The sequence below is a fragment of the Mycobacterium sp. G7A2 genome (assembly GCF_041902445.1).
Lineage (GTDB): Bacteria > Actinomycetota > Actinomycetes > Mycobacteriales > Mycobacteriaceae > Mycobacterium.
This window is the reverse complement of the sequence record NZ_CP169251.1, coordinates 4,326,356-4,350,394: the sequence shown is the minus strand read 5'-3', so window position 1 is coordinate 4,350,394 and position 24,039 is coordinate 4,326,356. Positions and strand designations below refer to the sequence as shown.

At 68.7% G+C, this 24,039-nt stretch carries 22 protein-coding genes; 13 read left to right on the top strand and 9 right to left on the bottom strand.

What is annotated here, in order from left to right; genetic code table 11:
- The first annotated feature begins 15 nt into the window (after window positions 1-15).
- Window positions 16-1,089 carry a glycosyltransferase family 2 protein gene (locus ACEWX3_RS20620; RefSeq protein WP_374157529.1) on the top strand — a complete coding sequence of 358 codons (1,074 nt, stop codon included), beginning with the start codon at window positions 16-18 and terminating at the stop codon, window positions 1,087-1,089.
- Window positions 1,086-2,630 (top strand): phytoene desaturase family protein, encoded by a 1,545-nt coding sequence (locus tag ACEWX3_RS20615; protein WP_374157528.1) that lies wholly within the window; start codon window positions 1,086-1,088, stop codon window positions 2,628-2,630. Before ACEWX3_RS20620 ends, ACEWX3_RS20615 begins: the two co-directional genes overlap by 4 nt.
- Here ACEWX3_RS20615 and ACEWX3_RS20610 read toward each other — a convergent pair.
- Window positions 2,539-3,222 carry a CDP-alcohol phosphatidyltransferase family protein gene (locus ACEWX3_RS20610; protein ID WP_374157527.1) on the bottom strand — a complete coding sequence of 228 codons (684 nt, stop codon included), beginning with the start codon at window positions 3,220-3,222 and terminating at the stop codon, window positions 2,539-2,541. The two genes, ACEWX3_RS20615 and ACEWX3_RS20610, sit on opposite strands and share 92 nt — an antisense overlap.
- Window positions 3,223-3,231: 9 nt before the next feature.
- Here ACEWX3_RS20610 and ACEWX3_RS20605 point away from each other — a divergent pair, with 9 nt between their 5' ends.
- The gene (locus ACEWX3_RS20605; RefSeq protein ID WP_374157526.1) at window positions 3,232-4,086 is read left to right on the top strand and encodes a YhjD/YihY/BrkB family envelope integrity protein; all 855 of its coding nucleotides are present in this window, start codon (window positions 3,232-3,234) and stop codon (window positions 4,084-4,086) included.
- A gap of 53 nt (window positions 4,087-4,139) precedes the next feature.
- Entirely contained in the window at window positions 4,140-4,427 is a 288-nt protein-coding gene (locus ACEWX3_RS20600; protein WP_221348764.1) for a hypothetical protein, read from the top strand.
- A 54-nt stretch (window positions 4,428-4,481) separates the two neighbouring features.
- On the opposite strand, the gene ACEWX3_RS20595 is transcribed toward ACEWX3_RS20600, so the two are convergent.
- Window positions 4,482-5,081, bottom strand: a complete 600-nt coding sequence (locus ACEWX3_RS20595; RefSeq protein WP_374157525.1) for a TetR/AcrR family transcriptional regulator — start codon at window positions 5,079-5,081, stop codon at window positions 4,482-4,484.
- A 105-nt stretch (window positions 5,082-5,186) separates the two neighbouring features.
- Between ACEWX3_RS20595 and ACEWX3_RS20590 the strand changes: the two genes are divergently transcribed.
- A complete protein-coding gene (locus tag ACEWX3_RS20590; RefSeq protein ID WP_374157524.1) occupies window positions 5,187-5,900 on the top strand; it encodes an SDR family NAD(P)-dependent oxidoreductase in 714 nt (237 codons plus the stop codon).
- Window positions 5,901-6,087: 187 nt separating this feature from the next.
- Window positions 6,088-7,806, top strand: a complete 1,719-nt coding sequence (locus ACEWX3_RS20585) for a VanW family protein (RefSeq protein ID WP_374157523.1) — start codon at window positions 6,088-6,090, stop codon at window positions 7,804-7,806.
- A gap of 109 nt (window positions 7,807-7,915) precedes the next feature.
- Here ACEWX3_RS20585 and ACEWX3_RS20580 read toward each other — a convergent pair whose 3' ends face one another.
- Window positions 7,916-9,262, bottom strand: coding sequence for a PucR family transcriptional regulator (locus tag ACEWX3_RS20580; protein WP_374157522.1), 1,347 nt, complete (start codon window positions 9,260-9,262; stop codon window positions 7,916-7,918).
- Between the two features lie 164 nt (window positions 9,263-9,426).
- Between ACEWX3_RS20580 and ACEWX3_RS20575 the strand changes: the two genes are divergently transcribed.
- The 5 genes from ACEWX3_RS20575 to ACEWX3_RS20555 are packed head-to-tail and all read left to right on the top strand — an operon-like array spanning window position 9,427 to window position 14,130.
- Window positions 9,427-10,872 carry an APC family permease gene (locus ACEWX3_RS20575; RefSeq protein ID WP_207068996.1) on the top strand — a complete coding sequence of 482 codons (1,446 nt, stop codon included), beginning with the start codon at window positions 9,427-9,429 and terminating at the stop codon, window positions 10,870-10,872.
- Window positions 10,865-11,563, top strand: coding sequence for an SDR family NAD(P)-dependent oxidoreductase (locus tag ACEWX3_RS20570; RefSeq protein ID WP_163673577.1), 699 nt, complete (start codon window positions 10,865-10,867; stop codon window positions 11,561-11,563). Before ACEWX3_RS20575 ends, ACEWX3_RS20570 begins: the two co-directional genes overlap by 8 nt.
- Window positions 11,560-12,321 carry an SDR family NAD(P)-dependent oxidoreductase gene (locus ACEWX3_RS20565; RefSeq protein ID WP_374157521.1) on the top strand — a complete coding sequence of 254 codons (762 nt, stop codon included), beginning with the start codon at window positions 11,560-11,562 and terminating at the stop codon, window positions 12,319-12,321. The genes ACEWX3_RS20570 and ACEWX3_RS20565 overlap by 4 nt, the downstream gene beginning before the upstream one ends.
- Complete coding sequence (gene speB / locus ACEWX3_RS20560; RefSeq protein WP_374157520.1) at window positions 12,318-13,286, top strand: agmatinase; 969 nt, start codon at window positions 12,318-12,320, stop codon at window positions 13,284-13,286. Before ACEWX3_RS20565 ends, speB begins: the two co-directional genes overlap by 4 nt.
- Window positions 13,276-14,130 carry a polysaccharide deacetylase gene (locus ACEWX3_RS20555; RefSeq protein WP_374157519.1) on the top strand — a complete coding sequence of 285 codons (855 nt, stop codon included), beginning with the start codon at window positions 13,276-13,278 and terminating at the stop codon, window positions 14,128-14,130. Before speB ends, ACEWX3_RS20555 begins: the two co-directional genes overlap by 11 nt.
- Before the next feature lie 35 nt (window positions 14,131-14,165).
- Here the strand turns inward: ACEWX3_RS20555 and ACEWX3_RS20550 are convergent, their stop codons facing one another.
- A complete protein-coding gene (locus tag ACEWX3_RS20550) occupies window positions 14,166-14,831 on the bottom strand; it encodes a response regulator (protein ID WP_207068991.1) in 666 nt (221 codons plus the stop codon).
- Window positions 14,824-16,437 carry an ATP-binding protein gene (locus ACEWX3_RS20545; protein ID WP_374157518.1) on the bottom strand — a complete coding sequence of 538 codons (1,614 nt, stop codon included), beginning with the start codon at window positions 16,435-16,437 and terminating at the stop codon, window positions 14,824-14,826. The genes ACEWX3_RS20550 and ACEWX3_RS20545 overlap by 8 nt, the downstream gene beginning before the upstream one ends.
- Window positions 16,438-16,532: 95 nt before the next feature.
- Between ACEWX3_RS20545 and ACEWX3_RS20540 the strand changes: the two genes are divergently transcribed.
- A complete protein-coding gene (locus tag ACEWX3_RS20540) occupies window positions 16,533-17,498 on the top strand; it encodes a tripartite tricarboxylate transporter substrate binding protein (RefSeq protein WP_286183697.1) in 966 nt (321 codons plus the stop codon).
- 1 nt (window position 17,499) lies between these two features.
- Here the strand turns inward: ACEWX3_RS20540 and ACEWX3_RS20535 are convergent, their stop codons facing one another.
- The 4 genes from ACEWX3_RS20535 to ACEWX3_RS20520 all read right to left on the bottom strand — a co-directional run bounded on the left by ACEWX3_RS20535 (window position 17,500) and on the right by ACEWX3_RS20520 (window position 21,366).
- Window positions 17,500-19,035 (bottom strand): tripartite tricarboxylate transporter permease, encoded by a 1,536-nt coding sequence (locus ACEWX3_RS20535; RefSeq protein ID WP_374157517.1) that lies wholly within the window; start codon window positions 19,033-19,035, stop codon window positions 17,500-17,502.
- Window positions 19,035-19,547, bottom strand: coding sequence for a tripartite tricarboxylate transporter TctB family protein (locus ACEWX3_RS20530; RefSeq protein ID WP_374157516.1), 513 nt, complete (start codon window positions 19,545-19,547; stop codon window positions 19,035-19,037). The genes ACEWX3_RS20535 and ACEWX3_RS20530 overlap by 1 nt, the downstream gene beginning before the upstream one ends.
- Window positions 19,544-20,545, bottom strand: a complete 1,002-nt coding sequence (locus ACEWX3_RS20525; RefSeq protein WP_207068987.1) for a tripartite tricarboxylate transporter substrate binding protein — start codon at window positions 20,543-20,545, stop codon at window positions 19,544-19,546. The genes ACEWX3_RS20530 and ACEWX3_RS20525 overlap by 4 nt, the downstream gene beginning before the upstream one ends.
- A 107-nt stretch (window positions 20,546-20,652) precedes the next feature.
- The gene (locus ACEWX3_RS20520; RefSeq protein ID WP_207068986.1) at window positions 20,653-21,366 is read right to left on the bottom strand and encodes a VIT family protein; all 714 of its coding nucleotides are present in this window, start codon (window positions 21,364-21,366) and stop codon (window positions 20,653-20,655) included.
- Window positions 21,367-21,505: 139 nt separating this feature from the next.
- Here ACEWX3_RS20520 and ACEWX3_RS20515 point away from each other — a divergent pair, with 139 nt between their 5' ends.
- The gene (locus ACEWX3_RS20515; protein ID WP_374157515.1) at window positions 21,506-23,953 is read left to right on the top strand and encodes a heavy metal translocating P-type ATPase; all 2,448 of its coding nucleotides are present in this window, start codon (window positions 21,506-21,508) and stop codon (window positions 23,951-23,953) included.
- The last annotated feature ends 86 nt before the right edge of the window (window positions 23,954-24,039 follow it).

The following is a 24,039-nucleotide window of genomic DNA, read 5'->3' as shown; positions in this document are numbered from 1 at the left end:
TCAAAGCCGCCGTCGGTGAGCGTGCCGGTGTCGGTTCTGGTGCCGGCGCGTGACGAGGCCCATCGCATCGAGCCGACGATCCGGTCGCTGCTGGCCCAGCGCGGTCTCACCGATGTGGAGATCCTGGTGCTGGATGACAACTCCACCGATGGCACGGCCGACGTGGTGCGCGCTGTGGCGCCGGCCGATGCCCGTTTGCGGGTCCTGGCCGGGACCCCGCCGCCGGCCGGCACGCTGGGCAAACCGCACGCGTGCGCGCAGCTGGCCGCCGCGGCCCGCGGGGTGATCCTGGTGTTCGTCGACGCCGACGTGGTGCTGTCCCCGGATGCCGTGGCGGCCGCGATCGCCGTGTTGCGCGGCCCGGACCCGCTGGATCTGGTGAGTCCGTGGCCCCGCCAACTCACGACGGGGCGCTCCGGGCGTCTGATCCAGCCGTTGCTGGCCTGGTCGTGGCTGACCACGGTGCCGCTGCGCTTCGCGGAGCTGTCGGCCCGGCCGTCGATGGCGGTGGCCAACGGTCAGTTCCTCGTGGTCGAGGCCGACGCCCTGGCCCGGGCGGGCGGGTGGCAGTCGGTGTCCGGGGAGGTGCTCGACGACATTGCGCTGGCACGAAAGATCCGCGCCGGCGGCGGGCGCACGGGCGTCGCCGACGGGTCCGCCATCGCGACCTGCCGGATGTACGACAACGGCCGTGAACTGCGCGACGGCTACCGCAAGTCGCTGTGGGCAGCGTTCGGCTCGCCGCCGGGAGCCATCGCGGTCGCCGCGGCTCTGGCCGTGGTCTACGTGGTGCCCCCAATCGCGGCGACGACGGGGTCCCGGATCGGCGCCGTCGGCTATCTCGCCGCGGTGCTGGGACGGATCCTGTCGGCGCGTTGGTGCGGTACGACGGAGCGAGGCGCGACCATTGATGCGGAGCGAGGCGCGAATATTGATGCGGAGCGAGGCGCGACTATTGATGCGGAGCGAGGCACGATCATCGATGCCGTGGCGCACCCGTTCTCGGTGCTGACCCTGCTGTGGCTGCTCGGCTCGTCCTGGGTGGGTCGGCTCCGTGGTTCGCTGCACTGGAAGGGCCGGGCCCTATGAGCCGGGTGGTGGTCATCGGGGCCGGACTGGGCGGGCTTGCGGCCGCGGCCCGGCTGGCGGCCGCCGGGCACTCGGTGACGGTGTTCGAGGGCGCCGACACCGTGGGCGGAAAGCTCGGACTCCTCGAGCGCGACGGCTTCACCTTCGACACCGGCCCGTCGCTGCTCACGCTGCCCGCGGTGCTGCAGCAGGTGTTCACCGACACCGGTGCCCCGCTCGAATTGCCGCTCAGCGCAGTCGATCCGGCGTGTGCGTACGTGTTCGGCGACGGGACGACCCTGACGCTGCCGCACGACGCGGCTGGCGTTCCGGCGGCGCTCGACGCGGCGCTCGGCGCCGCCACCGGAACGGCGTGGCAGCGGCTGCACAACCGCTCGCGGAGGCTGTGGGAGCTGGTCGGCGAGCCGGTGCTGCGCCGTCCGGTGTCCCTGACCGCGATGGCGCGCATGAGCACCCGGCCGGCGGATCTGCGCGTGGTGGCGCCGTGGCTGACCATCGACGGTCTCGGCCGGCGCATGCTGCCCGACGCCCGATTGCGGACGTGGCTGAACCGCTACGCCACCTATTCCGGATCCGACCCGCGCCGCACGCCCGCGGTGCTGTCGGTGACCGCGTTCGTGGAGCAGGAGTTCGGCGCGTGGTACGTACCCGGCGGGCTGCGGCGCATCGTGGAGGCGCTCGCCGAGCGCTGCCGTGAACTCGGTGTCGAGGTGCACACCGCGACGCCGGTCGAGTCGGTGAGCGTGCGCGACGGCCGCGCCACCGGCGTACGGGTCGGCGGGCGTGACGTGACCGCCGACATCGTCGTCAGCAATGCCGACGCCGCGGTGCTCTACGAGCGGCTGCTGCCGCGCGGCGCGGTGCGGGGTGCACAGCGCCGGGCGCGGCGCATGCCGCGCTCCATGGCGGGCGTCGTCCTGTTGCTCGGGCTGACGGGACGAGAGCCGGGCCCGGCGCATCGGGTCTACTTCCCCGCCGACTACGACGCCGAGTTCGACGCCATCTTCGGCCGGCGACCCGTGCCCGTCGCCGATCCCACCGTCTACGTGCACGCACCCGATGACCCGGCGCTGCGGCCCGACGAGAACTCGGAGGGCTGGTTCGTGCTGGTCAACGCGCCCGCGCACGATCCGGCGCGCGGGGTGGACTGGGACGAGCCCGGTCTGCGCGAGCGCTACAGCCGGCACATCCTGGACGTGCTGGCCGCCCGTGGCGCCGACGTGCGCGACCGGATCCGCGTCCTGGAGACCGTGACTCCCGCCGACCTGCAGCGTCGTGCCGGTGCACCCGGAGGCGCCATCTACGGCACCGCCTCGCACGGCCCCCGCGCGGCGCTGCGCCGCCCGTCGAACCGCAGCCCGCTGCCCGGGCTCTACCTGGTGGGCGGCTCGGCACATCCCGGCGGCGGCATCCCGCTGGTGCTGATGTCCGCCGAGATCGTCGCCGGACTCATCGGTCCGTCGGGTACGTCGCCGGGATCGAGCGACGAATCCCGAGCCACAGTTGCACCATCGCGACCACACCGGCGGCGGTCCACGTGACAGCGAACATGGTGCCCCAGTTCCACCCGGTGAGCGGCACCCCCGACCCCCGCACCGCCGCACCCGCGGCCGCCAGTGCGACGACGATCAGCCGGGTGGGACGTTCGCCGACGGTGATCGCGCCGGCGCCCGGCATCCCGACGGCCTGGGCGCGGGCGCGCACGTACTCCAGCAGCAGCACGAGCGTCAGCGCCGCGATCACCCAGCCGGGCGCCGCGCCCAACGCCAGCAGAACCGCGCCCAGCAGCAGATCACCGAGTCGGTCGGCCGTCGAGTCGACCACCGCACCCAGCGGGCGGGCCCTTCCCGTGCGCAGCGCCACCGCGCCGTCCAGACCGTCCAGCACGCCGGCCGCGATCACCAGCGCCACCGCCAGGGCCGGCCAGCCGGGGCCCGCCACGGCCGCCCACGCGCCCACCAACGCCAGCACACCCAGCAACGACAGGACATCGGGCGGAATGCGAACGATCGGACCGCGGGCCAACATTCGCACCATCGACAGCCAACCCCGCACGAGGCGCGACGGTTGCACGCCACTGTGCAGCGAGGACCAGCCCGCGTCACCGTCGCCGGCGGGTTGCTTCGCTGTCATGGTGTCAGCTTGCCAGCACGGCGCGACCCGTCGACGGGTATGGCGGTGAACCGGGCACGCAGGCTGGCTGTTCAGGTCAGCAAAACGTTCCCCGGGACCGACCTCGCGCTGTGGGCGGCTGGAGCCACCTTCTTCGGAGTGATCGGGCTGGTGCCGCTGGCGATGGCATCGCTGTGGGCGGCCGGACTGCTGGTCGGACAGGACACCGTGACCTCCTCGATGGACACGGCCATCTCGGGGTTGCCGTCCGGACACGGAACCCCCGAAGCGTTGCGGACCCTGACTTCGGTCGCGTTGGCGATGCCGTGGTGGCAGGCCCTGGTGGTGCTGTTCCCGGCCAGTCTCTACGGGGAGGGCCTGCGCCGCGCGTTCGTCCAACTGACCCCGGAGACAGACAAACTCACCGGGTGGCGCGGACGGGCAGGCCTGCTCGGCGTCGCGGCGGTCGCCCCGTTCCTGGTCCTGGCGGTGCTGGCGTTCGCGCCCTACGTGGCGCCGCTCTATACCGGCGAAGGGTGGTCGCTGGTGTGGGGGGTGTTCGTCGGGTTCCACGTCGTGTGGATCGCGGTCTCGACGGCGCTGGTGGGCGTGTACGGGCTCATCGCGCCCGGTCGGTTCGGCGTGAAGCCTTTGCTTTTGGGGGCTTTCGGCAGCGGGGCGATCCTGGCCGGGTTCCTGCAGGGGTTCCTGCTGTTCTTGGCCATCCCGATCGAATGGTCCGCACCGTTCGGCGGCCTGCCCATCGTCGGTGCGGTGTCGGCGTTGGCGCTGTGGCTGTACCTGATACACATCCTGGTGCTCTGCGGGTTCCGCGTCACCGTGTATCTCAACGGGGTGTTCGGTGCGAGTGGCGCATCCGACTAGGGGTGCTGTCCGAGGGAGTTTCGCCGGCGTCATTTCGGGGAAACAAGATCGCCATGAAACGTGCGCAGGTGCTGATGATGTCCATGCTGGCCTCGGCCGCCGTCCTCAGTGGATGTTCCCAGGTCGAGGAGGTCACCAATCAGGGTGGCGATACCACCTGCGAGGACTTCCTGGCTGCTGACGAGGCATCGCAGAACGAGTCGATCACCAAGATGCTGACCGACGAGGGCAAGAACGAGCCCGCCAACGCGGAGCTGGCCGGGACGCGCGTGTCGATCACCACTTACTGCCAGACGGTCGGTACGCCGGAGAGCACCATCAAGGAAGCGCCGCACCTCTGACCGACGGCGGTCGACACATTTCGTAGCGGCCCGGAGGGCTGGCGCGCGACTCGGCTAAGCCAACTCCGGCGCCGGCTGGGGAAGCGGGTGGGCGCCTTCGGGCCGCAATCCGTCGAAGATGATGGCCAGATACCGCTTCCACAGCAGCGGCTCCGGGGCGGCGAGGTTCTCGACGACATGGACCGGTGCGCACATCAGCAGGAAGACGTCGGTCTCGGTGACGTCGGAGCGGATCGCTCCTGACTGATGTGCGCGGCCGACCAGAGTTCCCAAGGCCGAGTGCAATTCGTCGCGGACCTCGTGGACCCGTGGGTCGCTCTCGCTGGCTGACTGCAGGAACGTCAGATCGTGCTGTTGTCGTTGATCGGCGGCGATGGTCAGGAACTCCAGCAGCGCGGTTCCGGGGTCGGCCGCGTCGGAGAGTCTCCGAGCGGCTTCGGTCAGCGCTGCGATGTGCGCGCAGACGATGGAGGCGATCAGGTCTTCCTTGGTGGCGAAGTGGCGGAACACCGTGCCCTTGGCGACGCCCGCTCTGCGCGCGATGTCGGCCACCGAGGCTGACAGGCCCCTTTCGGCGAACTCCTGCTCGGCGGCAGCCAGCAACGACTCGCGATTGCGGGCGGCATCCGCGCGGACTGTCGGAGTCGAATTCACTGGCCCAGGCTACCAAGTTGACCGCATGGTCATCTTGTGGCAGCTTTGGCTTCGCAAGGTGACCGGCTGGTCACTTTCGTTCTGTCGACCCAGGTGGGAGGACTCATGGACCTGTACGGAGCTACGGCGCTGGTCACCGGGGCGAACCGGGGCATCGGGTGGCATTTCGCGCACGAACTGCTCCGCCGGGGAGCCAAGGTCTACGCCGGCGCGCGGCGGCCGGAACTCGTGGACATCCCCGGGGTCGAGGTGATTGCCCTCGACATCACTGACCAGGCGTCGGTCGCTGCGGCCGCCGCCCGTGCCGCGGATGTCGACGTGCTCATCAACAACGCGGCCGACACCGCGGGAGGCGACCTCGTCACCGGCGATCTGGCAGGCATCAGGTCCACCATGGAGTCCAACTACTTCGGCACGCTGTCCATGGTTCGAGCCTTCGCCCCGATACTCGCCCGTAACGGCGGCGGCGCCATTCTCAACGTGCTGTCCGTCGCGGCCTGGAACACCGTGTCGGGCAACACTGCTTATGCTGCAGCCAAATCCGCGGAATGGGGCCTGACCACCGGGGTCCGCCTCGAATTGCAGGGACAGGGCACGCTGGTGACCGCGTTGATGCCCGGATTGATCGGTACCCCAACGCTGTTCGAGTTCGCCGAACGCAACGGTATCGAATTCCCCGACGGTGTCGTCCTCGATCCTGCCGATCTGGTCACGCTGGCGCTCGACGGACTCGAAGCTGGTGACATCGAAATACTGGACCCGATGGCCGTGGCGGCCAAAGCTGCGTTGAGCGGCCCTCCGCGGGAGTTCAGCCTGTAGGCGCCCCGAGACGGGCATCGACGTCCCGACTCGGCATCCGCGCCGAAGCTGCGCCGGAAGCAGGCCCACTCTCGAGCCAGACCGACCCGACGGCCAGTCGATAGGATGGATCGAGTCCCCTGGACAGTTGCTGAGAACAATGCGGCCGCGGACACTCGGGGCGAATCGACTTTTGAGGAACAGAGCCATGCCGGCCACCTGGCTGACCGAAAACGGGTTGGCGCTCCACGGTGCCGCCTGCCGGCGTCGACGCCGCGTGTTCCTCCTCCTCGGTTTTCCGCTGGTCCTGTTGGCCGCGGTGTACGTCACGGACCTGATCGTCACCTCGGGCAAAGTCCCTCGCGGGGTCACCGCTGCCGGTGTGCCGCTCGGCGGGCTGGCGCCGGACGAGGCCGAGGATCGACTCCGGGACGTCGTCGGCCCGCGGTCCGAGGAGCCCATCCCCGTGACGGTGGGCGCACTGGACACCGAGGTGACGCCACGCTCGATCGATCTTCAGGTCGATGCGCGCGCAACGGTTGCTCAAGCCGGCGGGCAGCCGCTGAACCCGATCACCCGGCTCACGTCGTTCTTTGTCGACACCCCGGTGGGCGTCGTCTCGTCGGTGGACGATCAGGCCCTGACCGCCACCTTGGAGGTTCTCGCCGCCGACGTCGCCGAGGACCCGGTCGAAGGGTCGATCGACTTCGTCGACGGCGAACCGGTAGCGGCCGACCCGGAGAGCGGGCAACGACTCGATGTCGACGCCGCGGCGGGTGTGCTCATCCGGGATTGGGCACTGGGCGGGATCGTCAATCTGCCGATGGCCGAACTCCAACCGAGCACCACCGCTGCGGACGTCGACGCTGCCCTGCGCGACGTCGCGACACCCGCGGTCTCGGCGCCTGTCATCGTCGACGCCGAGAACGACACGCGGGCGATCCTTTCCGAGCAGACGATTGCTTCGGCGTTGGGGTTCGAGGTCGAGGGTGGGCGACTGGAACCGATGATCGACACCACGATCGTGGTGGACGCGCTCCGCCCACAGCTCGAGGCGTCCGAGGTCCCGGGCCGCAACGCCGATATCGACTTCACGGTGAGTCCGCCGGCCAAGTCTCCCGAACAGGCGGCCCGCCGCGTCGACTACGACGCCACCCTGGAGAATCTCCTTCCGGTGCTCACCAGTGACGACGACCGCGAACTCGACGCGGTCTACGTCACCGAACCGGCCACGTTCACGATGGCCGAACTCGACGGGCTCGGCCCGATCGAAGTCATCGGCGAATTCGAGACAAGTGGTTTCGCCACTGATTCGGGCAAGAACATCAGGCGTGCCGCCGAACAGATCGACGGGATCGTGGTGAAGCCGGGAGAGACGTTCAGCCTCAACGAGGCAACCAACCCGCGCAACGCCGCGGCCGGGTATGTCGAGGCGGGAATCATCCGCAACGGCAGGCCCGCACGCGGTGTCGGCGGCGGGGTCTCGCAGTTGGCGACCACCCTGTTCAACGCCGCGTACTTCGCCGGAATGGAAGACGTCGAGCACCACGAGCACAGTTACTACATCAGCCGATATCCGGCCGGCCGGGAGGCCACGGTGTTCGGCGACGTGCTCGATGTGAAGTTCCGCAACGACGGCCCCACGTCGGTGCAGATCCAGACGGACTGGACGCCCAGTTCCGTCACCGTCCGCCTCGTCGGGATCAAACGCTACGAGGTGACGTCCTCGCAGAGCTCGCGCAGCCGTCCGACCAGCCCGCAGACCATCACGATCCCCGCCGGTGAGGCGTGCAGCGCCAGCGGCGGCGCGTCGGGGTTCACCATCACCGACACCCGAACCCTGCGCGACATCGTCACCGGGGAGACGACAACGGAGTCGCACACCGTGACCTATGACCCCATCCCGCGGGTGATCTGCGGCGGTTGAGGAAGCCCGCTGATCACGCCGAGGCAGCGGAACACGTCCGCCGTCGCGGCCCGACAGCGTCAATTCCCTGCGCGGAGGCGGGTGTTGGTGGTCGCACCGGCAACGGGCGTCAGGCCGGCCGTTGAGGAGAGCGGTCCCTGGCTTGCAGCCCGATGGAGAAGGCGGCGAGGTCGTCCACGTTCATGGGGTTGCGTCCGGTCAGCTCGTGGATCCGCCCCAATCGGTGACGCACGGTGTTGGTGTGCAGGAACAGCTCGCGCGCAGTGTCCATCACCGATCCGTTGTTGGACAGGAAAGTCCGCAGCGTTCTGATGTGTTGCGTGCCACGGTCGCGGTCGATCTCCTCGAGAGGGTCGATGAGCTGATTCTTGAACGGAGCCAATCGGTTTGCTGGAAGTCCTTCGAGCAGACTGCTCAGCGTGCTGAGCTGATCCGGCCCGATACTGCCGCCGTGCTGGCGCGCCATCTCCAGGGCGATACGCGCTTGGACGATGGCCGAGCCCAGATCGACCAGGGGTGTCGCGGCGGAATGTCCCGACGGAAGTGACAGCTCGGAGGCCACCCGACGAAGGTCGTCGGCGACGTCGGTGACCACCAGGCACACCTCGGGTGCGTCGCCGACCAGCGCGTCGGGAAATGCCAGGGACAACACTGCACCTGCTCCCGCGGGCCAGGCCGAACACGCCAGCTCTGGCGCCGCGAGCCCTGGCCACGCCACCAGCTGGTTGAGAGCATCCGGGAGCAGCATCCGGCGCTCCACCAGGGACAACAGCTGACCGACCCGCTCGCGCGACAGCGCCGCCTCGATGTCGCGATCACCTTGGGCTGCCTGAGCGAAGCGGGCGATCACCTCCAGCACCGCCCGCTCAGGGGGGTCGTCCCGTCCCACCCACACCAGGACCCCCAGTCCTTCCACGGTGACCAACCCGTCGGCACTGTCCCGATCGAGGATGAAGTAGCCGCCCAACACCTGTCCCGCGCGGTCGAGCAACTGACGTACCGATTCGCCGCGGCGCTGCGCCGAGAGCAGCTCAGGGACAAGGGTGTTGGTTGCGCGGGCGGCCGCGATCTCGTCACCCATCCGGGAATCGGCGATGAATCGACCGAGCGCGGCGAAGGGCACCTCGAGCGGCGCGACCAGCAGGGGCAGCTGGTGTTCGCGGCACTGCTCGAGCAGATCGCCCGGCACGTCGTCATGAACGTCACCGACCCCGAAACACAGCCCGGACACGCCTGCGCCGCGCAACGAACCGACGAAGTCCCGGCAGTCCTGCGCACTGCGCAGGCTGATCCCCACCGTGCACACCAGTTCCCCGCCGCGCAGATAGCGCGACGGGTCGCGCAGTTCCGTGGTGTGCGCCCAGCTGACGGGCTGGTCGAGGTCACCGGTGCCCGGCTCCGCTTCGACCAGGCCGGGCACGGAGCCGAGGACGTCGCGCAGCGTGGGATTCGGCATCAGCCGAGCGTAACGCCGACGAAACGCGGATGGCCCGCCGATGTTGTGCGATCGCACAATGCCAGTGCTCCTCGGTGGTGCTTTTGCGGCGTCTTCGCGCCGAAGACTGGCACCATGCGGAGCTGGCGTTGATAGTTCGTCCAACCACGTCTTGAGGAGTTGTGATGTCAGCATCTGACGCCAACGGGGCGAACGTGCTGCGGCGGGAGTTCTCGCTGTGGTCGGCATTCGCGTTCGCCTTCGCCTTCATCTCGCCGATAGTGGCGCTCTACGGGATCTTCGGCCTGGCTCTGGCCGCGGCCGGCCCCAGCTTCTGGTGGGGCTTTGGTCTGGTCTTCGCCGGACAGTTCCTGGTCGCGCTGGTTTTCGCGGTGCTGGTGTCGCGCTGGCCGCTGGAAGGGTCGATCTATCAATGGTCACGCCGCCTGCTGGGCACCACCTACGGGTGGCTGGCGGGCTGGGTCTACATGTGGACGCTGGTCATCGCGATGGCGACGGTGGCCCTCGGGGCGGCAGGATTCGTGGCCAACATCGCCGGGGTGGAAGCGCCTTCGGGTGGGTTGCGCGCTGTGATCGCGCTCTTCATTCTCATCGGCGGTACCGCGATCAACCTGATCGGGCGCGGTGCGCTGAAGATATTCATGACGGCGAGCATCGTGGCTGAAGTGATCGGCTCGCTCGGATTGGGCACCTGGCTGCTGCTGTTCCATCGGCAGAACTCGATCTCGGTGCTGTTCGACGGTGGTGGCACAGACATGAGCACCTGGGCCTACCTCAACGGCCCGTTCCTGTTGGCGGTGGTGTTCATCGGCTTCTCTTTCGTGGGCTTCGAGAGCGCCGGTGCGATCGCCGAGGAAGTGCACGAGCCGCAGCGCGACCTACCGAAGGCCGTGTTGTTCTCACTGACCTTCATCGCGCTGGTGGTGGCCTACTCCAGCCTGGCGATCATCCTGGCGATTCCCGACCTCGACGCCGTGACTGCCGGCACCGTGGCCGATCCGGTCTACGAAACCCTCACCACCGCATTGGGTCACGGCATCGCCAAACCTGTCGAGATGCTGTTCGTCATCGGCTTCGTCGCCAGTTTCCTGGCACTGCAGACCTCGGCGTCGCGGGTGATCTGGGCATACGCCCGCGATGGCGCGCTGCCCGGCGCCACCGCGTTGGCGCGACTGAGCGGCACCGCCCGGATTCCGGTGCTGGCCATCCTGGTGACGACAGTCGCGGGAGGGGCGCTGTTTCTGCTCAGCACAGTGGCCGGAGACATCTACTCGCTGATGGTCAACTTCACCACGGGCGGGTTCTATCTCGCCTTCCTGTTCCCGGTCATCGGTTTCGTCGTGGTGCTGGCACGGCGCAAGTGGACAGACGGAAAGTTCTCGCTGGGCAAGGCAACGGCTCCGGTGGCGGTGGCCGCCGCGGTCTGGGCGGTACTGCAGATGCTGAACATCTCCTGGCCGCGGGCCGTGTACGAGCAGCGTTACCTGGACTGGTCGGTCTGGATCGGGGTCGCGGTGTTGCTGGTCGTCGGTCTGGCGATCCTGCTCGGCTTGCGCCGCCGCATCGTCGGCACCGAGGTTTCCGTCGAACCGGAGTCGGCGGATGCCTGAGGCGCCGGTAGCCATCGTCACCGGTGGTGCCAGCGGGATCGGCGCGGCCACCGTCTCGGCGCTACGAGGTCGTGGATACCGCGTGGGCGCGCTGGACCTCAGTGACCGGGCAGACGCCGATCACGCTGTGGCGGTCGATGTTTCCGACGGTGCCGCAGTGACCGGTGCCGTCGCCGAGATCGAGCGGAGGCTGGGACCGATCGCGGCACTGGTGACGTCGGCGGGGCACTATGAGATGGCGCCAGTGGGCGAGATCAGTGTTCAGGCGTGGCGACGCATGCTGCGTGTGCACCTGGGTGGCTTCTTCAACGCCTCTCGGGCGTGTCTACCCGGGATGTTGCGGCGCCGCTCGGGGGCCATCGTGGCGGTCGCCAGTGAACTCGCTGTCGGCGGCGGAGAACATGACGCGCACTACGCAGCAGCAAAGGGGGCGATCCTCGGGCTGGCGCGCAGCCTGGCGGTCGAGGTCGCGGGAAGCGGCGTCCGGGTCAACGTCGTCGCACCGGGCCCCACCGACACTCCGCTGCTGGCAGCGGATTCGCCCTGGCGTGCAGAGGATTATCTGGCCACGCTGCCGCTGCGCCGGCTCACTGCACCCGCCGAAGTGGCCCGCTGTGTGGAATACCTCGTCTGCGATGCGACCTTCAGCACCGGCGATGTGGTGAACGTGAATGCGGGGGCGGTCATATGAGCTCACTGGAGGGCCGGGTCGCACTGGTGACCGGTGCGGCACAGGGAATGGGAGCCGCCCACGCGCGCAGGCTGGCCGCCGCAGGGGCGACAGTGGCGGTCAACGACATACGGGCCAGTGACGCGCTGAGTGAACTGGCCGACGACATCAGCGGCGTCGCGGTCCCCGGTGATGTGTCCGAACCGGAGGTCTGCACCCGGATCGCCGATGCCGTCGCGGCGGCCACCGGTCGGCTGGACGTGCTGGTGGCCAACCATGCCTACATGACCATGGCGCCGATACTGCAGCACGACGAACGGGACTGGTGGCGCGTCGTCGACACCAACCTCGGCGGCACGTTCCATCTGGTGCAGGCCGTTCTGCCGCACATGCGCCGAGCGGGTGAGGGGCGGATCGTGGTCATCACCAGTGAATGGGGTCTGACCGGCTGGCCTGACGCCACCGCGTACGCCGCGTCCAAGGCGGGACTCATCTCGCTGGTCAAGACGTTGGGCCGAGAGCTCGCGCCGGAACGGATCATCGTCAACGCCGTGGCGCCCGGCGTGATCGACACCCCACAACTGCAGGTCGACGCCGACGCGGCCGGGACGGACCTGGCCTCGATCCAGGCACATTACGCGGAGACGATCCCACTGGCCCGACTCGGAACGTCCGGCGAGATCTCTGCAGCGGTCGAACTGCTGGCTGATTTTTCCATGGAAGCGGTTGTCGGGCAGGTGATCTCTTGTAACGGTGGGACGACGAGGAGCAGGGTATGACCGAGCGGTATGTGACGACGCAGACTGGAAAGGTCGGTCAGGTAGACGCCCGGGTGGTGCCGCGTTACGCGGGCTTGGCCACCTTCGCGCGGCTCCCGCAGCGGCACGAGGTGGCTGATCACGACATCGCCGTGGTCGGAGTTCCGTTCGACAGCGGGGTCACCTATCGGCCCGGCGCGCGGTTCGGTCCCGCCGCCATTCGGCAGGCTTCCAGGCTGCTCAAGCCGTACCACCCTGCGCTCGACATCACCCCGTTCGCGCAGGCCCAGGTGGTCGACGCCGGTGACGTCTCGGCCAATCCGTTCGACATCTCCGAGGCGGTGACGCAGATCCGCGACGCGGTGGCCGGACTGCTCGTACGTCCGGAGCAACGGGTGGTGTTGCTCGGCGGCGACCACACGATTGCGCTTCCCGCACTGCAGGCCGTCAACCAGGTGCACGGGCCCGTGGCCCTGATTCATTTCGACGCGCACCTCGACACCTGGGACACCTATTTCGGAGCACCGTGTACACACGGCACCCCGTTTCGCCGCGCCGCCGAGCAGGGGCTGCTGGTCAAAGACCGCTCCGCCCACGTCGGCATCCGGGGATCGCTGTACGACCGGGCGGACCTGCTCGAGGACGAGGCGTTGGGGTTCACGGTGGTGCACTGTCGCGATATCGACCGAATCGGGATCGACGGTGTCATCGACCGCATCCTGACCCGCGTCGGGGACCACCCCGTGTACGTGTCGATCGACATCGACGTCCTGGACCCCGCCTTCGCGCCGGGCACCGGAACACCGGAGATCGGTGGTATGACCAGCCGTGAACTGGTCGCCGTGCTGCGTGCGCTCCGTACTCTCCGCATCGTCGGGGCCGACGTCGTGGAGGTCGCTCCCGCCTACGACAACGGTGAGGTGACCGCCGTCGCAGCCGCCAATCTCGCGTATGAACTGGTTACTCTGATGGCTGATGACTTCTGATCTCCGTTGGCCCGGCGGCAAGTCGGCCGCGGCGGCTTTCACGTTCGACGTGGACGCCGAGTCGGCGGTGCTGTGGGGCAATGATGCCGTCGCGGCGCGGATGAGCGTCATGTCCCATCAGGCCTACGGGCCGCTTGTCGGGCTACCGCGGATTCTCGAACTCCTGGACGCACACCAGATTCCGGCGACCTTCTTCGTCCCTGGGCACACCGCACATCGGTACCCCGCCGCCGTGCGTCGTATCGTCGAAGCCGGACACGAGATCGCCCACCACGGATACCTGCACGAACAACCGACCGCGCTGACCCTGGCCCAGGAGATCGAGGCGCTCGACCGGGGTTTGCAAGCCCTGGCCGAGGTGGCCGGTGTCCGGCCGGTCGGCTACCGCGCACCGATGTGGGATCTGTCCTGGCGTACGCCAGAACTGCTGGTCGAGCGAGGGTTTCTCTACGACTCCAGTTTGATGGACGCCGACCATCCTTACGAGCTCGCGGTGGGGGACGGCTCGGTGGTGGAGATACCCATCCAATGGGCGCTCGACGACTGGGAGCAGTATTGCTATCTGCCGGACATCGCCGGCAGTGGAGTGATCGAAAGCCCCCGCAAAGCGCGGGAATTGTGGCAGCTGGAGTTCGACGCACTGCGTGCTGCCGGCGCGTGTTGGGTGCTCACCAACCATCCGTTTCTGTCCGGGCGCGCCTCGCGCGCCGCCGAACTCGGTGACCTGATGCGCTACGTCGTCGGCCACGACGACGTATGGACCACCAATCTCGGCGCCATCGCCGAACATGTCCGGACGCTGCACCTGCCGCCCCGCACCATCACCCGCCCGGGCCCAGCGTGACGTGCCGCATCGCCCGAGCCCGCGTCCCGGTGCGATCACACCGCCGCGTAGCGTCGCTCCGGCCGTCCGACCCCGTACTGCAGCCGCAACTGCAGGGCACCGGCACTGAGATAATGCTCGAGGTAGCGCCGCGCGCTGACCCGTGAAATACCCACGATGTCAGCGCATTCCGCGGCGGACACTTCACCGACGCGGCGGGCCGCCGCCAGCACGAGCTCGCCTGTTTCGGCGCTGAGCCCCTTGGGCAGGACTTCGTGCTGCCGCGTCGCGCCGGGGCTGCCGAACAACGAGTCGATGGTGGACTGGTCCACGGCGGGACCGGCTTCCAGCGCGTCGGCGCGCGCCGCGTAGGCGGCCAACTTCGCCTGCAGCTGGGCGAACTCGAACGGCTTGGTCAGATAGTCTGCGGCTCCGCCGTGCAGCGCGCCCCTGACCGTGTCGAGTTCACGGGCCGCGGTGATCATGATGACTCCGACACCCTCACCGGCGGCGCGCAGAGTCTGCAGCACGTCCAATCCGGTCATGTCCGGCAGGTACACATCCAGCAGGATCAACTCCGGATGGTGATCGCGCACCGCGTCCAGCGCCTCGCGCCCGGTGCGGGCCACCCCGACGACACGGAAACCGTCGACGCGTTCGACGAAGCGCCGGTGGATCTCGGCGACCATGAAGTCGTCGTCGACGACGAGAACGTCACGCATGCGCGCCCACCCGGGCCCTCGGCAGCCGCACTGCGAACACCGCACCACCGCCCGGCCGGTCTGATACCTCCACCGAGCCGCCGTGCTGAGCGGTGACCATCCGCACCAGGGCCAGACCGATGCCCCGCCCGCCGGCGACCTCCGGTTTCGAAGTGACGCCGCGGGCGAAGATGCTGTCGCGCAGGTGCGACGGAACGCCGGGCCCGGTGTCGGACACCGAGATCTCCAGCCCCGTGGTGTCGCAAACCCGCACGGTGACGGTGGGCTGCGCGGAACCGACGGACACATCCACGGCATTGTCGACGAGATTGCCCAGCACGGTGATGACATCGGTGGCCAGACCCGGTTCCAGCGGTGACAGGTGGGAGTCCTCGGCGATCTGCAACGACACCCCGCTCTCGGCGGCCAGCGTTGTTTTCGCGATCAACAGGGCGGCGACCGCGGGGTCGGAGATATGCCGTGTCACAGCATCATTGATCGCGGCCCGGCGCTGAGTGAGCTCGTCGACGAACGCGCGGACCGCGTCGTACTCGCCGAGTTGCACGAGGCCGGAGATGGTGTGCAGCTGGTTGGAGAACTCGTGGGTCTGTGCGCGCAGCGTGTCGGTCGCGCTCTTGTGCGAGGACAACTGAGCCTGCAGGGCAGCGAGTTCGGTGCTGTCACGCATCGTGGTCACGGTACCGATGTCCTGGCCTGCGCTGGTCGCTGATCGCCGGTTGAGGGCAAGCACCCGTGCGCGGGTCGCGATCACGACGTCGCGGTCGTCCTCGCCGGCGAGCAGGAAGTCCACCACGGCGCTTTCGAGTCCGACCGAATCGACGCGCTCGCCGACCGCCGAGTCCGGCAGCCCGAGCAGTTCCTGAGCGCTGTCGTTGAGCACGGTGATGACGCCGTCGTTGTTGACCGCGACCACACCCTCGCGAATGCTGTGCAGCAACGCCTCACGGTGGTCGGCCAAGCCGGCGATCTCGGCGATCTCCAGCCCGCGGGTGTGGCGTTTGATCCGGCGGGACAGCAGCCAGGACGCCACCATGCCCAGCGCCGCGCCCAGACCGAGATAGAGCAACAGCCGTTCCCCGGCCCCGCTCAGCAGAGCCCACCACGACGGGTACGGCTCACTGACCGACACGATCGCCAGCACCCGTCCGTCCGACGCCAGGATCGGAACCTGGGCCAGCAGGCTACGAACGCCGCCCACCTCGGCGTCACCGAACCATGCCCGCCCGGTCTCGGCCGCCCCCACCCGCGTGCGCTCGCCGAGCCGCGACGGGTCCGACGAGGCGCGTACCAGGCCGTCCGGGCCGAGGATCTCCGCCAATTCGGCGCCGGACAGCGCGACCGCACGGTCGACTTCGGGCGCCAATGCCTGCGCGGCGAACGGGTCGGCGTAACGGTCCCGCACCACCGGCGTGGAGGCGAGGTTCTCGGCGGTGGCGAGCATCCGCGCTCCGCGCACGTCACGGAATTCGTTGGTCGACTGCGCGACCGAGACGACGGCCACCGCGCCGAGCACGACAACGACGACCAACAGCTGGAAGGCCAGGAACTGGCCGGCCAGGCTCCTCCTGCCGAAGGTGCGCACCGCCTCCGACCACCGTCCACTCACCCCGCGACACGTCCTTCTCGTCAGTGACCCAGCTCACGCTTGTGACCAGTATTGCGTAGCATCGTGCTGCCTCGACAAGGACTGATGTGACAAGACTGCTTGCTCTGACCGCGACCGTGGTGCTGGCGGTATCCCTGACGGGTGGGTGCGGCGCGGCCGACGACAACACCCCCGGCCTGTACAGCCTGCGCATGATGGTGCCCAACAGTCCCGGCGGCGGCTACGACCTCACGGCGCGCACTGCCGTCAGGATCATGGAGGACGAGGACATCACCGGTCGCGTGGAGGTGTTCAACGTCATCGGCGACAGCGGCGCGGTCGCGATGGCGCGCCTGATGAACGAAGTGGGCAACGACGACCTGATGATGACCATGGGCCTGGGTGTGGTGGGGGCGACGTACACCTTCGACACGGGTGTCCGGGCGTCCGACGCGACCGCGCTGGCAAAGCTGATCGAGGATCCCGGTGCCATCGTCGTCCCCACGGATTCCCCGTTCGCCACGGTCGGCGACTTCGTGGCCTCGTGGCGGGCGGACCCGACCGCGGTGACGATCGGAGGAGGCTCCGCCCCGGGCGGCCCCGACCATCTGTTCGCGATGCGCCTGGCCGAAGCCGTCGGAATCGATCCGGTGTCGGTCGACTACGTCACCCACGACGGCGGCGGAGACCTGTTGGCCGCACTGTTCAGCGACGAGGTCAGCGTCAGCACCTCCAGTCCGGGGGAGTTCCTCGCCCAGATCGACGCCGGTCAACTGCGGGTGCTCGCGGTGTCCAGCGATGAGCCGGTCCCGGGAATCGACGCGCCGACGTTGCGGGCTTCCGGCATCGGGCTGACTTTCGCGAACTGGCGCGGAGTGCTTGCCCCACCGGGCATCTCGGCATCGTCCCGGGAGTCGATGATCCGGTTGCTGACCGAGCTGCACGACAGCGGTCGTTGGCAGGAGGCGCTGCGGGACAACGGGTGGACCGACTCGTTCGTCACCGGCGCCGAGTTCGAACGCTTCCTCGACGAGCAGGACGACCGCGTTTCCACCACCTTGACCCGGCTGGGCCTGATCTGACTCACCTGACCCCGGAGTCGGCCTCGGACTCGGACTCCTGCAACTCGGAGCGGACCCGCACCTTGTTGTAGACACTGACGCCGATGACGATGAGCAGCAACGTGTACAGCGTGATCGTGATGGGTGTGCTCACCAGCGTCAACGGGTTGTTCTGCGAGTTGTTCATCGCCGAACGCAGCGACGACTCGGCCAGCGGGCCCAGGATCACCGCGATCAGCACCGGTGCGATCGGCACGCCGTAGCGGCGCATCGCGAACGCGATCAGGCCGAGGATCAGCATGAACACCACGTCGATCATCGCCGCACTGGCCGCATAGACGCCGAAGCAGGCGAACATCGCGATGCCGGCGTACAGATACTCCTTGGGAATGGTGAGCAGCTTGGCCCACAGCGGGGCGAACGGCAGGTTGAGCACCAGCAGCACGACCATGCCGATGATCAGGCTGGCCAGCAGCGCCCACACCAACTCTGCGTTGCGGGTGAACAGCAGCGGGCCGGGTTGGATGCCGTACTGCTGGAAGGCCGCCAGCAGCAGGGCTGCGGTCGCCGAGGTCGGCAGACCCAGCGCCAGCAGCGCACCCATCGCGGTACCGGCGGTCGAGTTTCCTGCGGCTTCCGGCGCGGCCACACCGCGGATCGCGCCGGTGCCGAACAGCGGCCTGCGTCGACGCCCGTCGAGGCGTTTCTCCAGACCGTAGGCCAGAAATGTCGGGACCTCGGCGCCCCCGGCGGGGATGACACCGAACGGCACGCCGATCGCGGTGCCGCGCAACCACGCCGGCAACGCGTCGCGGTACTCGGCGCGCGACAGGAACGGCCGCCCGGTCGACGGGGTGAAGCTGCGGTCGTCGGGACGCCCGATCCGCGAGGCCACGTAGATGACCTCGCCCACCGCGAGCATGGACACCGTGATGACGACGATGCTCACCCCGTCGAACAGCGCGACGCTGCCGAACGTGAATCGCTGTGAGCCGCTGACCTGATCGGTGCCGATCATCGCCAGCACGAGCCCGATCAGCAGCGCTGCCAGGCCTTTGAGTACCGACTCCGACACCACCGCGGAGGTGGCGATGAACGCGAACACCGCGAGGGCGAAGTATTCTCCGGGGCCGAACTCGGTGGCCCAGTCGGCCAGGGCCGGCGCGAAGAACACCACCAGGATGGTGGCGATCATGCCGCCGATGAACGCGCCGATGGCCGAGGTGGCCAGCGCCTGCGCGCCACGTCCCCGCCGCGCCATCCGGTGTCCCTCGATCGACCCGGCGATGGCCGTCGAGTTGCCCGGCGTGTTCATCAGGATGCCGGCGATCGCGTCACCGAAGAGCCCGCCGAAGTAGATGCCGGCGAACATCACCAGTGCGGCAAGGGGATCCAGGGTGAAGGTGATGGGCAGCAGCAGCGCCACCGCCATCGAGGAGCCCAGACCGGGGAGCACACCGACCGCGGTGCCGATCAGCGCCCCGATGAGCACGTACATCAGATTGGTCGGCGTCAGGACATCGCCGAAACCGCCGAGGAGACCTACCAGTGCATCCATCAGAACATTCCCATGACGCCGGGCGGCAGGCTCAGGCCGAGCAGGCCGCTGAAGATGATTTGCATGACCGACGAGGCCGCCAGCCCGATCAAGATATTGGGGACGTAGCGGGTGCTGCCCAGGCCGACGGTGACGCCCCAGAACACCACGGCGCCGGCGATGATCCAGCCGGCCGGCACCAACAGCACGGCGAAGGCCACGAAGGCTCCGATGGTGATGCCGGTGGAGCGCCAGTTGCTGGACAGCTCAGCCTCGGGCACCTCGGGATTGCGGATGATGCTGACGGCCAGCAGTACCGCGACCACGAAGCAGAAACCGGCGGTGATCGCCGGGAAGGATCTGGGCCCGAACAACTCCGAGTCGTCGGCCAGTTCCATGTCGATGATGCCGAAGATCAGCAGGAACCCGAGTGCGACCAGCAGGCCGGGCATGACCAGTGCACTCTTACCGGACCAGAAGGTGCGTGTGTGGCCGGTGTCCGGCGCGGTGTCGCGTTGGTCGTTGATCGTCATGCCAGCCCCAGATCTCGAAGAATGGTCGCTATCCGTTCCTGTTCGGTGCGCAGGAAGGCGCCGAACTCGTCACCGGTCAGGAAGGATTCGTCCCAGCGGTTGCGGTCGACGGCGCTGCGCCACTGCTCGGTGGCCACCATCTCGGTGACGATGTCGATGAGTTCCTGTTGTTCGCCCGGGTCGAGACCGGGTGGGGCGACATAACCGCGCCAGTTGACCAGGTCCACCTCGGGATAACCGGCCTCCTCGGCGGTGGGTGCCTCCAGCCCCTCGAGGCGCTGCGGCGCCACCACCATCAGCGGGCGGAGTCGGCCTTCGATGAGCAGGTCGCGAAAGTCGTTGTAGCCGCTGATACCGACGCTGGGGGTGCCGGGGGCGGTGGAGAGCAGGTTGATGGTGAGCTCGCCCCCACCGGCGTAGGCCGCATAGCGGATCTGGGCCGGATCGACGCCGGCGGCCAGCGCCAGCTGTGCGGCGACCATGTGGTCGATGCCGCCGGCGGATCCACCGCCGATGGGCAGCGCCGCGGGGTCGGCCCGCCATGCCTGCAGGAAGTCGTCGATGGTCCGGAACGGCGAATCCGCCTGCACGGTGATGACTTCGAAGTCCTCGGCGAGGCGCGCCACCGGCGTCATGGTGGACAGGTCGACGGGGGAGTCGTTGCGGATGATGCCGCCGAGCATCACGGTTCCGGTGACCATCATCGTGGTGGGGTCACTGTCGAGCCGGGACAGTTGGCTCAGGCCGATGGTTCCGGCGGCGCCCGGGACGTTGACCACCTGCACGTTGTTGACGATCCCGTCGCTGCGCAGGGCCTGCTGTGACTCCCGCGCTACGAGGTCCCAGCCGCCGCCGGCAGCGGCCGGCGCGATGAGTGTGAGTTTCGCGCGGGCGTTGGCTCCGGCGCCGGTTCGGCTGGCGTCGATGCCGGCGGCCACCACCAGAGCGCCGACGCAGAGGAGGGCAACCGTCCAGCGCAGCGCTGCTTTGATCTGCACCTTCGTTCCTTTCGGTGTGTTCTGTGCAGATCATCACGCACTGATGTGACCCAAGTCACTCTTGTGGCCGTAATGGAGGTTGTGGTCGTTGTGGTCGCGTCAAGCACTCATGCGATTGCGGCCCCCACCAGATGACCGATCGCGTAGGTGATCGTCAACGCCAGCCCACCGCCGATGAGGTTGCGCAGTACGGCCCGCTGCTTCGGGGCGCCACCCAGGGCCGCGGACACGGCTCCGGTGATCACCAACGCCACCAGGACGGCGACCACGGTGACGGGGACCCGCCACGTGGTCGGGGGCACAAGGATGGCGATCAGGGGCAGCAGCGCGCCGACCGTGAACGCCAGCGCCGACGACAGCGCCGCCTGCCACGGATTCGTCAGCTCGCCCGGGGTGATGCCGAGTTCGATCTCGGCGTGCGCGGAGAAGGCGTCGCGCGCCGTGAGCTCCTCGGCGACGGTGCGCGCGGTGCGGCGCGTCAGCCCCTTGCCTTCGTAGAGCGCGGCCAGCTCGTCGAGTTCGGCGTCGGGGTCCTCCCGGAGCTCTCGGCGTTCCTTGCTCAGTAGTGCCTTCTCGGTGTCGCGCTGGGTGCTGACAGAGACGTATTCGCCCAACGCCATCGACACCGCCCCGGCGGCGAGGCCGGCGATGCCCGCGGTCAGGATCGGGCCGCGCTCGGCGGTCGCCGCGGCCACGCCGACCACGATGCCTGCGGTCGACACGATGCCGTCGTTGGCGCCGAGAACCCCGGCGCGCAGCCAGTTGAGTTTGGCGGCCACGGAGCCGGTGTGCGGCTCGGCCGGATGGGACGGTGTGGTCACGGCGTCACGGTAGTCAGCGCCGAGCCTGCCCGGCTAGCAAGAGCAGGCTGCCCAAACCTGCGTGCGGCGGGCCGTGCCGCCCGCCGCAGGAGGTATTACGACCCTTGTGTCCCGTGGTTGCCGGTGATCGACTTGTGCCATGTTCACCAGTGGTGTGCGCGCCGGGGTGGGGCGAGCGCTGCACCGGATGCGCGCCGGGGTGGAGCCGGCCTTGGTGGTGCTCACGGTCGGAGCGCTGCTCGTCGGCGGTGTCGCTCGGCTTCTCGGGGCCCACGCCGTCGCGGACAGGTGCTGGATGGCGGGCACCATCGTCGCCATCCTGCCCGCCGTGGTGTGGGTGGTCGTCGCGCTGCGCGACCGACGGGCGGGAGTCGACCTGATTGCGGTGCTGTCCCTGGCCGGCACCTTGATCGTGGGTGAATACCTCGCCGGTGCGCTGATCGCGGTGATGCTGGCAAGCGGACGGGCGTTGGACGCCGCTGCCACTCGCCGCGCCGCCCGTGACCTCACCGCGTTGCTGCAGCGCGCCCCGCGCTTCGCGCGTCTGCGTGACGGCGATGAGGTCCGCGTGGTCACCGTCGCCGAGATCGACGTCGATGACGTCCTCATCGTCGCCTCCGGTGATGTGGTCCCGGTGGACGGACGCGTCGTCGAGGGTGACGCGGTGTTGGACGAGTCGGCTCTGACCGGGGAGCCGTTGCAGGTGGACCGATCCGTCGGTGACCTCGTGCGCAGCGGTGTGGTCAATGCCGGCAGCGTGTTCGCGCTGCGCGCCGAGGCGCGGGCCGAGGACAGCACGTATGCCGGCATCGTGCGGCTCGCACAACAGGCGGGTGCGGAGAGCGCACCGGTGGTGCGGTTGGCCGACCGCTATGCGGCGTATTTCTTACCCGTGACGCTCCTGGTGGCGGGGGCAGCGTGGCTGGCCAGCGGCTCGGCGGTCCGCGCCGTGGCGGTGTTGGTCGTGGCCACCCCGTGTCCGCTTCTGCTGGCGGCGCCGGTGGCCATCGTCTCGGGGCTGTCCCGGGCCTCACGGGTCGGGGTGGTGGTCCGGAGCGGAGGTGCGCTGGAGAACCTCGGTCACGCAACGACTTTGGTGATGGACAAGACAGGCACCTTGACGATGGGCCGGCCGCGTGTGGTCGACGTCGTCGCGGCGCCCGGTATCGACGCGGCAGAAGTCTTGCGTCTGGCCGCATCGGTCGACCAGGTTTCGCCGCACGTGCTGGCCGAAGCGATCGTGGCCGAAGCGCTCGGCCGCGGCCTGCAGCTTTCCCTGCCCGCCGACGTGACCGAGGAGCCCGGCTGGGGCGTCAGCGCGGTCCTCGACAACCGGCGGGTCAGCGTGGGGAAGACGGCCGGTGACAGCGCCGCCGTCGGTTGGACCGAGGGGGCGCTGAACCGCGCCCGGTTGGACAGCGCTGCGGTGGCGTGGGTTTGCGTCGAGCAGGACCCTGTCGGTGCGGTCTTGTTACGGGATCCGCTACGGCGTCAGGCTCCCCGAACGATGCGACGACTCCGTGAGGCCGGGTTCACCCGGCTGGTGATGCTCACCGGTGACCGTCCGGAGCCGGCGCGGGAAGTGGGCACCGTTCTGGGACTCGACGAGGTGTACGCCCGGCAGACACCGGCCGACAAGGTCGCCGCGGTGCGCGCCGAACGGGAACGAGCGGTGACTGTGATGGTCGGCGACGGCATCAACGACGCACCCGCCTTGGCGGCCGCGACGGTCGGCGTGGCGATGGGCGCGCGCGGAGCCACGGCGTCGTCCGAGGCGGCCGACATCGTGCTGACCACGGACCGCCTCGACCGCCTGGCCGATGCCATGGACACCGCGCGCTGGTCGCGTCGCATCGCGGTGCAGAGCGCAGGCGTCGGCATGGGGTTGTCTCTGCTGGCGATGGGGATTGCCGCGGTGGGTTGGCTCGCCCCCGCTCCGGGGGCGCTGCTGCAGGAGGCCATCGACGTGGCGGTCATCCTCAACGCGCTGCGCGCTCTCGGCGGCAGTCCGGATGCTCAGGTTCGGGTGTCGGCGGATACCGAGCGTCTGCTGGACCGATTCGCCACCGAGCACGACGAGTTGCGGCAGGCAGTGCAGACGATCCGCGACACTGCAGATCGGTTGGTCCACAGCGCCGATGCCGATTCGCTGCAGGCCGTGCGAGCGGCCCATGCCTTGCTCGAGGCACGGATACTGCCGCACGAGCGGGCTGAGGAGAACGAGCTGTATCCGGCACTGGCCGAACCGCTCCACAGCGCCGAAGCCACGGCAACGATGAGTCGCACGCATGTCGAGATCGCGCGGCTCTCCGATCGGATCGGCACGCACATCCAGGTCGCAGACGCAGCCGGTGGCATCCAGCCCTACCAAGTCGACGATCTGCTCGCCTGCCTCTACGGGTTGCATGCGTTGCTGCGCTTGCACTTCGTGCAAGAAGAAGAGAATTACTTCACCCTCTCGCAGCAGGACGCGGACGGCGGGCCGACGAGGGTGCCCGGGTCTCGGTCACCACTCAGCACCTCGCCCGACGACCCGACACAAGGCGTGCCGCTGCCCTCCAGCCGACCCGCGAAGGACGGCACATGACCGTCGACGAGATGGGTTGGTACATGAATTGCCGCGTGGACGAATCTGTCGCAACATCCTGTTAACGGCTTGCCCGCGACAGTGGG